16 protein-coding genes are annotated in these 14,247 nt (G+C 57.2%); 10 read left to right on the top strand and 6 right to left on the bottom strand.

Annotation, left to right across the window (positions count from 1 at the left end; all coding sequences use genetic code 11):
* Positions 1-411: 411 nt before the first annotated feature.
* A complete protein-coding gene (locus RQH86_RS21220; RefSeq protein WP_311238113.1) occupies positions 412-1,035 on the bottom strand; it encodes a dihydrofolate reductase family protein in 624 nt (207 codons plus the stop codon).
* A 451-nt stretch (positions 1,036-1,486) separates the two neighbouring features.
* Between RQH86_RS21220 and RQH86_RS21215 the strand changes: the two genes are divergently transcribed.
* Both RQH86_RS21215 and RQH86_RS21210 read left to right on the top strand, forming a co-directional pair.
* Positions 1,487-2,668: an MFS transporter gene (locus RQH86_RS21215; RefSeq protein WP_311238114.1), complete on the top strand. Its 1,182-nt coding sequence runs from the start codon at positions 1,487-1,489 to the stop codon at positions 2,666-2,668.
* Between the two features lie 240 nt (positions 2,669-2,908).
* On the top strand, positions 2,909-3,355 hold the full coding sequence (locus tag RQH86_RS21210; protein ID WP_311238115.1) for a hypothetical protein: 447 nt from the start codon (positions 2,909-2,911) through the stop codon (positions 3,353-3,355).
* A 6-nt stretch (positions 3,356-3,361) separates the two neighbouring features.
* Here the strand turns inward: RQH86_RS21210 and RQH86_RS21205 are convergent, their stop codons facing one another.
* A complete protein-coding gene (locus RQH86_RS21205) occupies positions 3,362-3,901 on the bottom strand; it encodes a hypothetical protein (RefSeq protein ID WP_311238116.1) in 540 nt (179 codons plus the stop codon).
* Positions 3,902-4,703: 802 nt separating this feature from the next.
* Between RQH86_RS21205 and RQH86_RS21200 the strand changes: the two genes are divergently transcribed.
* The 6 genes from RQH86_RS21200 to RQH86_RS21175 all read left to right on the top strand — a co-directional run bounded on the left by RQH86_RS21200 (position 4,704) and on the right by RQH86_RS21175 (position 10,360).
* Complete coding sequence (locus tag RQH86_RS21200) at positions 4,704-5,003, top strand: hypothetical protein (RefSeq protein WP_311238117.1); 300 nt, start codon at positions 4,704-4,706, stop codon at positions 5,001-5,003.
* Between the two features lie 224 nt (positions 5,004-5,227).
* On the top strand, positions 5,228-5,599 hold the full coding sequence (locus RQH86_RS21195; RefSeq protein WP_311238118.1) for a hypothetical protein: 372 nt from the start codon (positions 5,228-5,230) through the stop codon (positions 5,597-5,599).
* A 9-nt stretch (positions 5,600-5,608) separates the two neighbouring features.
* A complete protein-coding gene (locus RQH86_RS21190) occupies positions 5,609-6,259 on the top strand; it encodes a hypothetical protein (protein ID WP_311238119.1) in 651 nt (216 codons plus the stop codon).
* Between the two features lie 81 nt (positions 6,260-6,340).
* Positions 6,341-8,179: an XVIPCD domain-containing protein gene (locus tag RQH86_RS21185; RefSeq protein ID WP_311238179.1), complete on the top strand. Its 1,839-nt coding sequence runs from the start codon at positions 6,341-6,343 to the stop codon at positions 8,177-8,179.
* 387 nt (positions 8,180-8,566) lie between these two features.
* On the top strand, positions 8,567-8,788 hold the full coding sequence (locus RQH86_RS21180) for a hypothetical protein (protein ID WP_311238120.1): 222 nt from the start codon (positions 8,567-8,569) through the stop codon (positions 8,786-8,788).
* A 543-nt stretch (positions 8,789-9,331) separates the two neighbouring features.
* A complete protein-coding gene (locus RQH86_RS21175) occupies positions 9,332-10,360 on the top strand; it encodes a hypothetical protein (protein WP_311238121.1) in 1,029 nt (342 codons plus the stop codon).
* Positions 10,361-10,625: 265 nt separating this feature from the next.
* Here RQH86_RS21175 and RQH86_RS21170 read toward each other — a convergent pair whose 3' ends face one another.
* Together RQH86_RS21170 and RQH86_RS21165 are read right to left on the bottom strand one after the other, a co-directional pair.
* Complete coding sequence (locus tag RQH86_RS21170; protein WP_311238122.1) at positions 10,626-10,823, bottom strand: hypothetical protein; 198 nt, start codon at positions 10,821-10,823, stop codon at positions 10,626-10,628.
* Between the two features lie 184 nt (positions 10,824-11,007).
* Positions 11,008-11,355: a helix-turn-helix domain-containing protein gene (locus tag RQH86_RS21165; RefSeq protein ID WP_311238123.1), complete on the bottom strand. Its 348-nt coding sequence runs from the start codon at positions 11,353-11,355 to the stop codon at positions 11,008-11,010.
* 90 nt (positions 11,356-11,445) lie between these two features.
* On the opposite strand from RQH86_RS21165, the gene RQH86_RS21160 reads away from it, so the two are divergent.
* Positions 11,446-11,772: a nuclear transport factor 2 family protein gene (locus RQH86_RS21160; RefSeq protein WP_311238124.1), complete on the top strand. Its 327-nt coding sequence runs from the start codon at positions 11,446-11,448 to the stop codon at positions 11,770-11,772.
* 182 nt (positions 11,773-11,954) lie between these two features.
* Complete coding sequence (locus RQH86_RS21155; protein WP_311238125.1) at positions 11,955-12,551, top strand: NAD(P)H-dependent oxidoreductase; 597 nt, start codon at positions 11,955-11,957, stop codon at positions 12,549-12,551.
* 20 nt (positions 12,552-12,571) lie between these two features.
* Here RQH86_RS21155 and RQH86_RS21150 read toward each other — a convergent pair whose 3' ends face one another.
* Together RQH86_RS21150 and RQH86_RS21145 are read right to left on the bottom strand one after the other, a co-directional pair.
* Positions 12,572-13,246 (bottom strand): hypothetical protein, encoded by a 675-nt coding sequence (locus RQH86_RS21150; RefSeq protein WP_311260737.1) that lies wholly within the window; start codon positions 13,244-13,246, stop codon positions 12,572-12,574.
* 158 nt (positions 13,247-13,404) lie between these two features.
* The gene (locus tag RQH86_RS21145) at positions 13,405-14,118 is read right to left on the bottom strand and encodes a hypothetical protein (protein ID WP_311238127.1); all 714 of its coding nucleotides are present in this window, start codon (positions 14,116-14,118) and stop codon (positions 13,405-13,407) included.
* Between the last annotated feature and the right edge of the window lie 129 nt (positions 14,119-14,247).

Genomic DNA, 14,247 nt, shown 5'->3' with positions numbered 1-14,247 from the left:
ACATCTAACGCATCCGTCTGCGCCCTGAGGCAATCACGCCGTTCAACGCTCGCATCGCGCCACGGCGATCGCGCTGGTCTAGCGTTCGTATGCAAACCAACCAAAGTACGTACAGCCATTCCCTTCTCCCTTCGGGAGAAGGTGGCCCGAAGGGCCGGATGAGGGTACGGGCGAAGCCTGATGCAACTGAGCCATCAAGTGTGGCCGTACCTTCACCCCAACCCCTCTCCCGCAGGGAGAGGGGCTAAAACACCGCGCACGTCCAGCAAGCGCTGTCACAGCGCCTTTTTCCTGTGTCATGTGGTGCGCATCAATGGTTGCTAGCGCTGCAACCATTGATGCGCGGCACTGTTGTTATGGTTCGCCCGATGCCAGCAACTGTGCACTGGAAGATGACGCCGACGCCCTTACTCACACCGGCCGATACGTCTGTGCCATAAACCCGCTTGGGAAGGTCTTGGTGCCAATCAGCGTGAGCGGCCGTGGTGCCAGCAGGCCATCGAAGATCGGCAGGCCCTTGCCCAGCACGATCGGGTATACGCCCAGCACGTACTCATCGACCAGGTTATGCGCAATCAAACTGCGCGCAAACGCCGCACCGCCATGCGCGATGATCGGCTTGTCACCATGCGCCTTGAGCTTGGCCACTTCTTCAGCCAGATCGCCACTGGCCACATAGGCCTGCGCCCAACTCTGCGCGCCATCCTGCAATGGTGCGCCTGCCGCGTCGGCCTGTGCCTGCGCAGCCTGGAGCGCGGTAACAGCCGCGTCCAATACTGCTGCGCCCTGCGCAGAAAACACCGCCTTGGGGATCTGATTCATGGGCGGCGCAAACGAGGAGGTGGCCGTTGGCCAGAAAGTCGCCATGCCCTGAAAGACGCGGCTGCCCATGATGTGCAGGCTGGCCTCCCACGCAGTGGCGACCTTCCAGGCGATCGCCTCCTGGTCACCGCTGAATATCCAGTCCACCTCGCCATCGGGCCCACTGACAAAACTGTCCAACGACACCGACATCATCAGTTTCAGCTCACGCATTGCAGTTTCCTCGTGCGCCCCGGCAGGAGCGAGATGGTGGTGGGCGGGATACCAGCCTTGCAACGACGACGAGGGAACTGTACGAAATTCGACATACGTCTGCACCGCGTTGCCTGCTGCCATACAGACCGTCCGGCAGCGAGAGCAGCCTTGCGGCAAGGCTGGGACAGTCTTGGTTCCCGCTTCTGACGATCAAAGGAGCTTCGCTGGCATTTTTTGGGGTGCTGCCGCGTCATCTGTCCAGGCATATCTAATCGACTCGCGAGCGAGAGCAGCGGGCAGGCACCTGCAGTAAGCTCATCGCCACTACACGACCGCGTCTGATTGGGTCCCGTGCCATGCCAGCAGCCGTAAACACCAGGCATTACTCACCTTCAGCTCGGCGTCCGCAACCAACATTGCGGTGCGCACCCATAAGGCGCATCCGATGACACACGCCGTACCAGCACCCATGCGACCCAGCACTGCGCTGGTGGTGATCATCGTGGCGCAGTTGCTGGGCACCTCGTTGTGGTTTTCGGCCAATAGCGCAGCCGACGACGTGATGCGGCAGTGGGGCGTGGGTGCAGCGGCCATCGGGTTGCTGACCATGGCCACGCAGGCCGGTTTTATCCTGGGTACGTTGAGCTTTGCGCTAAGCGGGTTGGCCGACCGGTTTGCGGCCAGCCGCATCTTTGCCAGCTGCGCGGTAGGCGGGGCGGCGTGCAATCTGGGTTTTGCGGTGTTTGCCAGCGATGTCGCCACGGGAATGGTGTGGCGCTTTGCGGTGGGGCTGTGCCTCTCTGGCATCTACCCGATCGGGATGAAGCTGGTGGTGCAGTGGGCACCGCAGCATGCGGGCAAGGCACTGGCATGGCTGGTCGGCATGCTGACGCTGGGCACCGCGTTGCCGCAGGGCATCAAGGCGATAGGCGGCGCGTTGCCGTGGCAGACACCGATCCTGGTGGCGTCGGTACTGGCGGTGATTGCGGCAGTGATGATCCTGCGCCTGGGGCAAGCTGCGTCTGCCCCGCGGCGGGCGGGCGGCAAGCTGGCATTCGGTGCGGTGTTGCAGGCGTTTTCGCTGAAGGACTTTCGTGCGGCCACATTTGGCTACTTCGGCCACATGTGGGAGTTGTATGCGATGTGGACGCTGACGCCGCTGCTGATCACCCGCGCCGGGTTGGCACAGGCGCTTGGGCTGAGCACGGCCACGTTGGCGTTTGCGGTGATTGCCGCAGGGGCGGTGGGCTGCGTGCTGGGCGGGCAGTTGAGTGCGCGCATCGGCAGCGCGCGCGTGGCAGCCGTGGCGTTGCTGATGTCGGCACTGTGTTGCCTGGCGTTTCCGTGGGTGGGTGCGCAGTCGAGCTATGCGGCACTGGCGTTGATGCTGGTGTGGGGCGCCAGCGTGGTGGCGGACTCACCGCAGTTTTCAGCATTGGCTGCACGTGCGTGCCCGCCTGCCATCGTGGGCAGCGCGTTGTCGATGCAGAACGCGATTGGCTTTGCGATCACGGTGGTGGCGATCGGCGTGACCACGCGGTATGTGGACGCGCTGGGGCTGCACATCGCGTGGGTATTGCTACCTGGCCCGCTGCTTGGGTTGCTGGCGCTGATGCCGTTGTGGCGCAGGCGGCCAGCAGCTTCAGCGTGATGTGATGCTAAACGCGAGCGCCGCGCGGTGTGGTGCAGTGCCCTACATGGCAAGGGCATCGCAGTCGGCAGAAATGGCGCTAGATGCCGCGCCCACGGTTGAGGTGGCCGATCTTTCGTAGCGGCATCTTTGTCTCGTCGTGGCGACCGGCGCCAGAGACAGGCCCTGAGTACCAAGCGGACTGAACCACCCGCGCATGCAACGCGTGAGCTAGGATCGCTGCGGACCGGGGGGAACACCATGGACAGGATCACCATCGCGGGCCGTGTCGCGCTGACGCTGACAGCGCTGTGCATGCTCGCGTGTGCACAAAGCGCGCCGGCGCAGAGCATGCGCTCGGCCACGGGCAAGGCGACGAGCAAATACATCCCGCCAAAGCGGCAACCGTACAACTCCATGGCGCGCGACACCACGCCGTTCAATTGCGAGCAGCACCGCGCGCACCCGCATCCGGGCGTGGTGCGTTACTGCCAGAGCATCGAGAACATGATGCTGCGTAACGAGGCGCGCAACCAAGGGCGCCCCGCTCCGTCGGATTCCATCATTGCGCTACCGGGCCTTGGCACGGCAGAGGCCAAACAGCTGGGTTACGCCTGCGTGGGCGGGCAAGCGATGAAGCGGCTGCGCAATGGTTGGGAGCAGGTGTCGGCTGCTGCGGGTGGGTGGCAGCGGTGTCAGGGTGGATAAGTGAACCTATTCTCCGCCAGCTTTGAACAAGGCAAACATCCGCCAGGAAACAGCGGCGCTGATCAGAAATGAAATCCCCACCGCTAGCACCGGCGCTAAGCGCAGTGGCGTACGGTTAAACCCTGACCACGGGAATGCCCGCTTGATCAGCAAGAACGGATATCCCAGCAAAACCGCGAAGAAAGTGGGATCCCAGCTGAATCTGTCGCCACGTGGCACCCCATTGACGACTACGTCAAGACCAAAATAAAGCATGTAAGCAGCAAAGCCCATGAGTATCACAGCATGGACTTTGAGCACGGTTCCAAGCTTTTCCCGGCGAATGAAGGCCAGCACCGAGAATGCCAACGCAACGATCACGGCAGGCACAGACACATAGGCAAACGCAATCTCCTGCGCCATCTCCGGCACCTTGCCGGTACTCACCAACAGCAGGGCGCCCCCATGTGCGAGCAGTACAAGGGCGCACAGTGCGGAGTTTACGCAGAGCATCGCAAAGGAACTGATGCGGTCCAGCCTATCCAACAGCGAGTTAAGAATTTTCACGACTACTCTCGGTACCAATGCCCCCCTTATGTCACATCGAACAGCTCGTCAGGACGTGGCAGGCGGAAAGAAACTGACTGTGATCCTACCTCAAGGTAAGCAGGGTGGATAAGTGAACCTCGCCGCGTTGTTTGTAGTTAAAGCGCTAGAGTCAGCGCAGCGGCGCGAGCGCGAAGTGTGGGCGAAGACAGCCACGCAGTGAATTGCCCATTTCTTTCACTGTGGCGCGCATAGACGTTGGAGTGAGCGATGCGATTTCGGAGAAAGTATGTGTTGACAGCGAGAGTTAGCATCACTAACGTTGCTGTACCTGCCCCGGAGCGAGTCAGCCAAGAGAGCCAATCCCCCACCTTTTTTGTGACGAAGATGCTTGGTCATAAATAGGAGCAGATGTGTGCGGCGCACAAACATTCTGCGGGACGTTGTGAAGCGGTTGCCTGGGCGACAGCGTCTCTGTTTGGCAACTCAAGCGCATCGCGAGATCAACTTCATGCTGATCACACCTTGTCGGCATTTTCCAAGTTCCATACTCCACGTCGATAACTCGATAAATCATGTCGTCCAAAGGCAGCTATTTCATGAGTAGGAACTAGATACGCGAGATAGCTGATGGCACTGCCAAGTTGCTAAATTATGATCACTAGCCCGTATGGACGAATTGCTGATGAGGCCTACCAAAGTTGCGCTAGTCTCATTCTTCGTCCTCTGCATATGCTCGCTATGTGCATGCGCGCATACGACTACCAATCCAACCTCGCGACTTCCAGAAGAGCCACGCGCAATGACGACGGCTGAGACCTCAATGGTCAATCCCACGCTTAGCGCTGTTGAGATCGCTGAAAAGTTTTTGAAGTTGCTGGAAGGTTTGCAATCCAGAAAAGATCTGACCGTTGAGCAGATACGCGAAGTCACCGGGGTGTCTCTAAGAAAAGTTTCCTTCCCTTCCGAAAATTTTGAGTCATATATATATGGCCAGGCGCTTGGCAGTGGCTGGAGCTACTCATTAGAGCTCATCCCCGAGTCTCCCTCTCTGAAGCAGGGAATAAGCCTATCCTTCATCAACGAAGGTGATCTATTCCAGCCTAGAAAGCAATTGCGTTGATTTTTAGAATTACAAGAATTCGCTGATAACCGCCGGGTTCATCGATTCTCCCGTATACGGTAAAGTAGGCCAATTGCAAAGTTGGCGGCTTTCCAAATTTGCGAAGGGCGGGAGTGGGAACGATATTATTATCTCGATGGTTCCACAGAATGAGATACCTGGTTCGCCTGGTAGGCTCTGCGTCAAATCAGTTGGTACATTGAATTAATCAAGGATGGATGCTGATGGCGACTCCGAATCCACAACTTGAAGCGCCGTTAGCCCAGTTTGCTGGTTCTGGTGTAAGCCGGTATCAAGTTGCCCAGTTGCGTGGTGCGCTTGCAAAAGATATGACAGGCAATCGGCGGTCAACCATCAATGCCTCACCGTTTTTAGCCAACGAGCTCAAAAAGTCTGCGGCTCAGATCGATCAATCACACACGTATAGCCAGGGGAGAGCACAGTTTGAGGACTTTGGCTTCCTAAGGCTTGGTGTAGCGGCTGAAGGTACCTGCGGCGGCAGCAACAGGATCATGAGCTTGCCACTGCGAGGACTTCATGCCGGCTTGGTAGCCAATCCTTATCCAGCCTTCTATGCTCAACAATTCATCTCTTAGGATCCGCTGATGCGCTTCTCCCGAGTCGCCCTGCTCTTGCTGACCGCACTCTTTGTGCCTGCCTTGGGCGCTTGCGCTCATACAGCATCCCAACCCCTCAAGCCGCTTGCGAAGGAGCACGCTGATATGACCTCGCCGGAGACCGTCACGGCCGACAAAATTAACCTAAGCGCTGAAGAGATCGGCAAGCGGTTCTTAAAGCTGATTACTAGCTTGGATTCACGTGCTGACATAACACCACAGCGCATTCAAGATGTCATGGGCTTCCCAGTCACTGTCGCACCTGGTGCGCTCGGTGCCGTTGTATGGAGTAAAGATCTGGGTGCTGGGTGGAAGTACGCGTTTGACTACGTTCCTGAATCTAAATCACTGTTACCGGGCGTCGGCCTTTCATTCGAGAACGACGTAAATCGCAGGTCTGACATTGAAGTCATTTGCAACTTGGATTTTGAGCATTACGACAGTGTGCTAAAAAGCTCCGGATTTATTGCATCACCCACATACGGGCCGATCGGTCAACTTGAGAACTGGCGCTATGCAAAGTTCGCGAAGGACGGTAAGGGCGGAGATATCATTGTTTCTATCGTTCCACTGAGTGCTGCTGAGAGTTCTCCAAATCAGTTATGCGTTAAATCCATCAGCACCTTGAATGGCCGGTAAGACGCTAAGGAGAAACCTCTCATGGCACGTCACAGCCCTCAGCTCGAAGCCGCGCTCTCCCAGTTCTCCGCTCAGCCGGGTATAAGTCCTGATCAGGCTGCGCAACTACGTGACGTGCTCAAGGCAGATGCCGACTTGTTGAGTCAGCTGGATAAGCAGGCCCAAGCCGGGGCGCTGCGTGGCTTTGCTGTACAGGCTTCAAGCAGTAGTCCGCCCAATTTAGCTGGAACTTACGATATCCAAAGTGGCGTCATCACTCTTCCGGCATCAAGCCTTCAACCAACTGGCATGGTGGCAAGCCAAGACCTGAAAGCTACGTTGCAGGTGCAGCAGATGTCCGTTGCGTTTGCACACAGTACCTATCCAGATGCAGCGGGGAACAGGCAGCCAGTCACTCAAGACATGGTCAACAATCTGCAAGCGACTATCAATGGCTCTCCTGCTCTTGCGGATGAGGTGAAGAGGGCTGCCACCACTATTGATTTAACGGACACGCAAAAGCCGCAAAGAGCAAATCTTGAGGGCTTCGGTTTTGTCGGCCCAGGTGTGGCTGCTGGTGGAACATACGATGGCAACCGAAAACTGATGAATTTGCCACCCGTTGGATTGCAGTCCTTTTCAGCTGCAAGTCCATCCGGAAGATTCAATCCGCAGGATATGACTTTCGTATTGGGCCATGAGATACAACATAGTTTCAATCATTCTTCCAAGCAGCAGGCGACCGCACTTTTTCTAGCACAAGTTGAGAAGCAATCGAAGATAAGAGGACCTGTTCACGATTACACCGATGAACTCAGGGCGTATATCCAGGCGGGGAGGGAGGATGAGGCAAAGGCAGAGATTTCTGGTTGGAATGCGTTGTTGAGTCGCGAGAAGCAGGTCAACCCAGCTGCAAATAGTTTGGATGCCATGCTGGCGACGAAACTCGACAGGAATCTTGATTTCATTGAGCAGGATAAGACGTCAATTTCGACTAAAGCGTTACCAAAACCTGGGCTCGCGTTCAATCAAGACGGAACTCTCTCCCAATCGCCAGGCAATATTGCAGCGATGGGGCAGCACTACTTCGACCGGCCCTCGCAGCTTTACGCACAGCCAGGTCAACGCCCGGTGGGTATTGGCGAGCACCGCAATCAAGCTGGGCAACTGCAGCCCACTGCGGACTACCCCAACTACTACGGCACTTGGGCCGTGGAGCAAATCCTGCAGGCCGAAGACAAGGCGAACGTGCTGTATCAAGGTGCTCGCCCGAAGGTGACTATCGATATGGCGGCGTTGGGCTTGAAGGAACACCTTATCGAGAACGAAGGCCTGGACCGAGGCGCAAACAAGACGCCGTTTCCGTATCACGACAGCAGCACCGCGCCGCCCACCTTGCACCATTTCGATCACACCCAAGATGGCAGCGTGCGTCCGGCGCAGGACCACACCTATGTGCCCGTGGTACCCAGCACACCTGCGGCAGCCGGCCCGCGTGGCCCAGACGATCCCGCACACCCCGACCACACCATGCTGGAGCAGATCCGCAATGGCGTGCGCAAGATCGATGAAGGAGTGGGCAAGCCCTACGATGAGATGAGCGAGCGCGTTAGCCGCAGTCTGTTGGCCGTATGCAAGGACAACCGCGACGCCTATCCGGGTGCCGGCGACCGGTCGCTGGCAGACAGCGTGCTGAGCCGCGTGGACCATGTGGTGATGGGCAAGACGGGCAACGTGTTTGCAGTGGAGGGGCGGTTGGATGACCCTGCGCACAAGCGCGTGCATGTGGACATCGATCAGGCGATCCGTACGCCGGTCGAACAGTCTGACCAGAAGCTGCTGGCCGCCAATCAGACCATCGCCCAGGAACGAGCACTCGCCCAACAGCAGGAGCTGGCGCGGGAGATAAGTGAGCCGAGCCAAGGCGTGCACACACGGTAGCGCTTCAGGTCACCACGGCCTATCGAATGTTTGAGCTCATAAGCATCTCTGGCAACCCTAGAGCAGGCGCGAGTAAGCACCGATAAGCAGTGACCATGGCGGGTGAGGAGACCTCGCCAGACAGCACGCTTGACCCTGCCAACCGTCACCCGCACACTCCGACACGGAGCCTAGAAACTCCACACACAGCGGCACCCACCTCCGACACCCTGGTGGTTTTTTATGCCTGATCGAAAGATTTGGCATGGCTCGGCGTTTCTGCGCCGGGAGGGCGGCGAATACAACACCCGCAAGGGGAATAAGCCCGCCGGCTGTGTGCGGTTTCTAGCCTCCCGGCATCCCGCTGCGTTGTGCAGCGGGAGTCGTCCCAGGCCAAGGAGATGCGCCATGCACGACGAACCCGGCTACTGGATGTCCGAAGGCACGCAATACCACCTGCTGCGCATACGCGATCAACTGCGCCTGCTCGCTACCTTGGCCACACCGCGTTCGCGCGACGAAAGCGCGTTAGGGGCGCCGACGATTCCACTGCAGCAATGGGCTCATTGCCTGCAGCACTTGGCTGAGCAGGTGGATGATGTGCTCAATGATTTGGGCAACGCCCCATAGCAGCATTCTTAGGCGCCTTGCGAAACGCATCCAGATAAAAGCACCCCCGTAGAAAGCGGACTGAACCACCCGTGTCTACAGCGCATGGGCTACGATCGGTAAGTAAGGGGGAACATCGTGGACAGGATCACCACTGTGCTCAGTTTCGCGCTGCCACTGGCTGCTCTGTGCATGGTCGAGTGCATCCAGGGCATGCACTCGACCATGAGCAAAGCCACACGCATTTGTATCTTGCCGTGGTGCGTTGTTGCTAAGGCATCGACTAGATGACCCTGAACATCGAAGCGAAACACCAAAGACACCTTCCTTTATCAGATTCCATCATCGTGCTACCAGTCCGGGGCACTGCAGAAGTTAAAAAGCTGGACCATGCGCACGGGCCTTGGCGAGCAATAAAGCGAATAGATACTAGCTAGGAAAGGCTGCTTACTACTGCGAATACGTAGTAGCAGCGTCAGGACAGACGATTAAATATGCCTTCCCTTTTTATCAAAAGATTATTATCAGCTGTCAAATTAATTTCATTAAAATACCGGAAAAAATATGGCAGAGACCGTTACCATTAGCCTTTATCAAATTACTAGTTGCACGTACATATCTGAAAAACCTGAGCTAAAAAACTTCGGAAAATCAAGTGAAATATTTGAAGATGTCTCTAACTGGGTTGCTGGGCTAGCATCCGTAGGCGAGACAACAACATTCGAACCTAACGAAGATGAACCTTTTCTAAGGACTTTCTGTTTTGATATCAGAGCCATTCCCGGAACAGACAAGAAGCTAATAGCGCTATGGAATGAATCTAGCAACTCGGAAGACGAGCTTCAAACTTTGGAGATGACCGCAGCAATAGGTACGGCGGATGTATCGAATCTAAGAATTCAGCCCGGCTCTCTTCCAGGCTATGCAGCATATTTTGTTGTCAGCCCAAAAGACGAGCACTTAATCAATTTGCGCTTTGAGAACAGGCTCAATGGATCAAAACCTTTCGCCAGATATGTTCTTGGGTTTTTAGAGCGCGAGTCTTCATATTGCCACTATGACCCAACCGATGGCGACCGCCTCGTTGGGTATGCCCCGGAAGGAGATACTCCGAGCACCGATCACACACCGGTGTTCAAGTATCAGCTCATGAGACGGCCAGGCAGTATAGATTGGCTTAGGCAGCAATGCTCAAACATAAGGAAGATTATAAGAAGGACAATTGTTTATCCAAAGGTCGCGGAACACAAACCATTTTTTGACGGTGCGAGGAAATTCTTAGGGCTATCTCAAAACAATCGCTTAAAAGCCGGAATTAAGTTCGAATATAGCTACAAGACACGGCTTGGTGAGGAAGAGCTAAATATGGTTATCGATGGATGTCTTGATAAGATCGAGGAAAATAGCTGGGAGGACGTTGGTTTTATTATGGCTAAGAGCGCTGGCAAGATATACTGGCTGAGCGGAAGCTACGCGCGAGAAAAAAGCACTATTACGGTCAGGCGGACGGTGGGCGGCATAATTGACACTGCGGACTTGGCCAATCAACTTTCCTTAGATATAGATCGATTAATTAGGGAAGCTCAAAAATGAGAGCAAGGATAGGATTTTTAGCGTATAGAGCTAGTGCAATCGCGTTTCTATGCTCTATATCGTTGGCCGCAGGAATCAGAGAAAGTCCACCACCGAACTATGTGGACTTAGTTGTCGCCCTAATAGGTGCAGCCGGTGTTGTGGTAACGGTTTTTGGTATTTGGGTTGCAATTATATTCCCAAGATTTGTCGCATCACTTGGCAATGGAGTTCCAGCGGAAAATCAAAGCGACGCGCACAGATATAAGGTTCTAATTGAATCACTTTATAGATCAGCAGCAACCTTATCCTCCTGCATTTTTATATTGATAATTACGTCTTTTTTCCACGCCAATTCTAACGAATACAAGGTAGCCTTTTGTTTTTTCGCTCTCTCGTGTTCACTTTCACTTTGTGAGTCTTTATTTCTATCAATATCCAGCGGAGAGCTCGCCGCTTCTGATGCCATTAATAATGGCATCATGGTTGGCGTCATCCGCAGACGTAGAAGATCAATGAAGATCTAGCTTAAAATCTAATAACATAATCGAGTTATCCCCAGGCATACTCACTTGTCGCCGTTGTCTGGGCCAGTTATCTATCTGTATGCGCGCTACTGTGTGCCCGATGTTTTAAAGGTTCGCGTGCCACAGTATTGTGCCAACGTATCACAGCAACAACGATTCGGCCGACAGCTGCCGCGCGTCGCCCCAGGTAAGCATTGCATCCAGTGCGGGGCACAGGGCCTGGCCCCATGGCGTGAGGCGGTAATCCACCTGCGGCGGTACCTGTGGGTAGACGGTGCGTAGCACCAAGCCATCGCGTTCTAGCTGGCGTAGTTGTTGGGCCAGCATCTTTTGCGAGATGGCGGGAATCAGTCGTTCCAGATCCGAGTAGCGCTGCACTTTGCCGTCGAACAGGTGGAACAGCAGCAGCAGTTTCCAGCGACCTTCGATGAGTTTGAGCAGGGCTTCGACATCGCATGCGGCGGTGTCTGGGGTGTGCGGCTTTCCCATGGGTGCGTGACTTACCTTTGCGTGCGTTCTTGCGGCAGGTGATGCCGCTGCCGATCATGGCATACCCCCTTTACACCGGACATCGCTACCATGTCGCCTGCCCTGCCCCACGCCATTGCCTGCTTCTTTGCCGCCAGCAACGCCGGCGATGTCACCGTGCTGTTGCCGCACCTTGCCATTGATGCGGTGGTGCACGATGAGCGACGCGAGCATCGTGGCGCTGTCGCCATTTCGGCGTGGCTGGCACAGACGCAGGCCATCACGCCGTATTGCGCGGTGCCGCTTGGCGTGCACACCCAGGGCGAGCATGTGCGCATCACCGCGCAGGTGTCCGGCGATTTCCCGCAGAGCCCGCTGCAGCTGGAGCACGTGTTTCGGCTGGTGGGCGGCAAGATTGCAGCGCTGCAGATTCATTGACTAGGCATGCCGGCGTGTTGCGCCGTTAGCACGTGCCGTGTGCCCTGCTGCCACAGCAGTCGGTACGACGTTTCGCCATGACGAGCGCTACCGCAACGCGATGGATGCGCTGTCGCGTGCGTACTCACCGGCAGCGGCGATCACCTTCTACAACCTCTCTCTCTTTTGGAGCCAGCCAGCTGATGCATGCCCTTATCGTTGTTGCCCATCCCGAGCAGCGCTCGCACACACACGCGGTGGCCGCGCAGATTGGCGAAGCGCTGCTGGCCTCAGGCGAGGCGCATACATTTGAAGTGGCGGACCTGGCGCAGGAAGGCTTCGACCCGCGCTTTACGCCGGCCGATGTAGCGCTGTTTTCGGGGCAGGCCGGAGCGCCGCCCGATGTGGCGGCCGAGCAGGCGCGGCTGGATCGCGCGGATGCATTAGTGCTGGTGTTCCCGATTTACTGGTGGTCGTTTCCAGCGCTGCTCAAGGGCTGGATCGACCGCGTGTTTACGCTGGGCTGGGCGTTTGATGAAGACGCTAACGGCAAGATCGTCAAGAAGCTGGGGCGTCTTGGCGTGCATGTGGTGGCGATCGGCGGTGCGGACGAGCGCACCTATGCGCGGCACGGCTACTTCGGCGCGATGAAGACTCAGATCAATCACGGCATCTTCGATTTTTGCGGCGCGCCAGTGCGCACCACGGAGTTACTGACAGTGCCGGACCCTGCATTCCCGCAATCGCACTTTGCCACCGCGCGGGCGGTGGGTGAGCGGGTGTTTGCTACCAAGGCGTGAATAGGTCGCGTTGATACGACCTAAGGCCGTGCGGGTACGCCGGATGCCTTGCTGGGGGCTAGATACGCAGCGTCTATGTGAACTGTGTTGGCAGTCGCTTGCTGCCAAGCTGCGCGTAGCGAATCGCGAGACGCATCCGCGAAGGCTGATCGTGGCCTGTTCAAATGCAGCACCGGGCTACGCAGGCTCACGGTGTAGGTTTGCCCAGGCGTGAGTCTGTAGTTGCGTTGCAGGTCCACTGTGATGACCAGGCGCTGGCCTGGCGCGATGATGACGTAATCATCTTTCGGTGCATTTTCCAGATTGACGTAGATGCCGTAGTACGGCGCCTCGCTGCCGCTGGCATCGCGCAGGCTCAGCACGTTGTTCATCATCAACCCCTGCCTGTTCAAGCGCGGGAAACTTTGATCGAGTAGCTCCACCGCCTGGTCGCCATCGTTCTGGGCGATGACTTGCAGACGCATCGCTTGTTCGGGCAACTGCGCACTCTGTGCAGGTTGCCTGAGCTGCACGTGCAACCTGCCGGCTGCGATGACGGGGCTGCTGCAAAGCAGAGCGGTGGCAATCAAGAGTGCGGCCCAGGGCTTCATCGACGGTCCTTGTGCTTGGTGGGTGGCGCTTGGGTTGCTGTCTTGCGTGGCGTTTACGATGACGCCATGACGCGCCGCTCGAATTTGGTGCCTCACTCGGCTCATCTCCCGGCGAGAGCGTGGAGTCTGCTCATGCATAGGTACGGTTGATCACCCACTGTGTGACGGATGAGATGTCGGGCGATGCCTAATTACCTTTCGCTCGTCTCCGTCGCCGGGTTGATGACTCCTCATCTCCTCAGACTGACCGCAGAGAGGGAGGCTTATTGCAGCGGCCGCGGAGACGGTTGCCGGTTCTTGGCGTAAGTCTGGTACAGCCCTGCGGCGCGCTCGTCTGCGGCGATGTTTTCGATGCTGCTCAGCCCTTTCGCGGCGATGGCCGACGACGCCTTGCCATCGCCCAACAGGTAGGCCAGGCGCAGATATGCCGCGCTATCCACCAGGTTTTTGTGCTCGGTGTCGCTGGCGTAGACCTCGGCCAGGCCGTAGTAGGCGTACAGGTTTCCGGTAGCTGCGGCCTTGCTCAAGATCGCCAGGCCTGGGTAGAAGCGGCCGCTCACTGCGGTCCTAGTGCCGTAGAGCACCGTTGCGGCTTTGTTGCCTGCTTGCGATTCGGCCTTTAGCTGGGCCAGGTCCAGGCGGTCCAGTCGCGCGCGTTCGGCGTGCGAGGGGTAGCCATGGGTCAGCAGCCACTGCGCTTCTGCCTGGGAGTTGGCCACCAACGGGCTGCTGATTGGGCAGGCGTGTGCGCCGCGCTCGCACAGGTACTGCGCTGTGTCGGCGCCGGTTGCAGCTGGATGGGCTACCGCTGCTGGTGTTGGGTTGTTTGATGCGGCAGTGCGGTTGGCCGCGGGTGCGTTGCGGCCGGGCGCACTGGCGGTTGATGCGGCATCGGCTTGCGTATGTTGCTGTGCGCGTGCGCAGCCGGCCAAGGCCACTGCAACGATTGCCGCGAACAACAGGCTGGTCGGTTTCATCTCACTCTCCTTGTGGATGCGGTGACGACGGCAGTGCCGGTCATCGCCGCCATTGCGCGTTACTGACGAATGCGCACCTTGGGGTGCAGCGATTGCGTGGTCAAGACCGATGCAGCCACGCTGCTTGCG

Source organism: Xanthomonas sp. WCS2018Noco2-27 (assembly GCF_031843525.1).
Classification (GTDB): Bacteria; Pseudomonadota; Gammaproteobacteria; order Xanthomonadales; family Xanthomonadaceae; genus Xanthomonas.
Note: the sequence above shows the minus strand (reverse complement) of the source record. Positions and strands in the feature narration are given on the sequence as shown.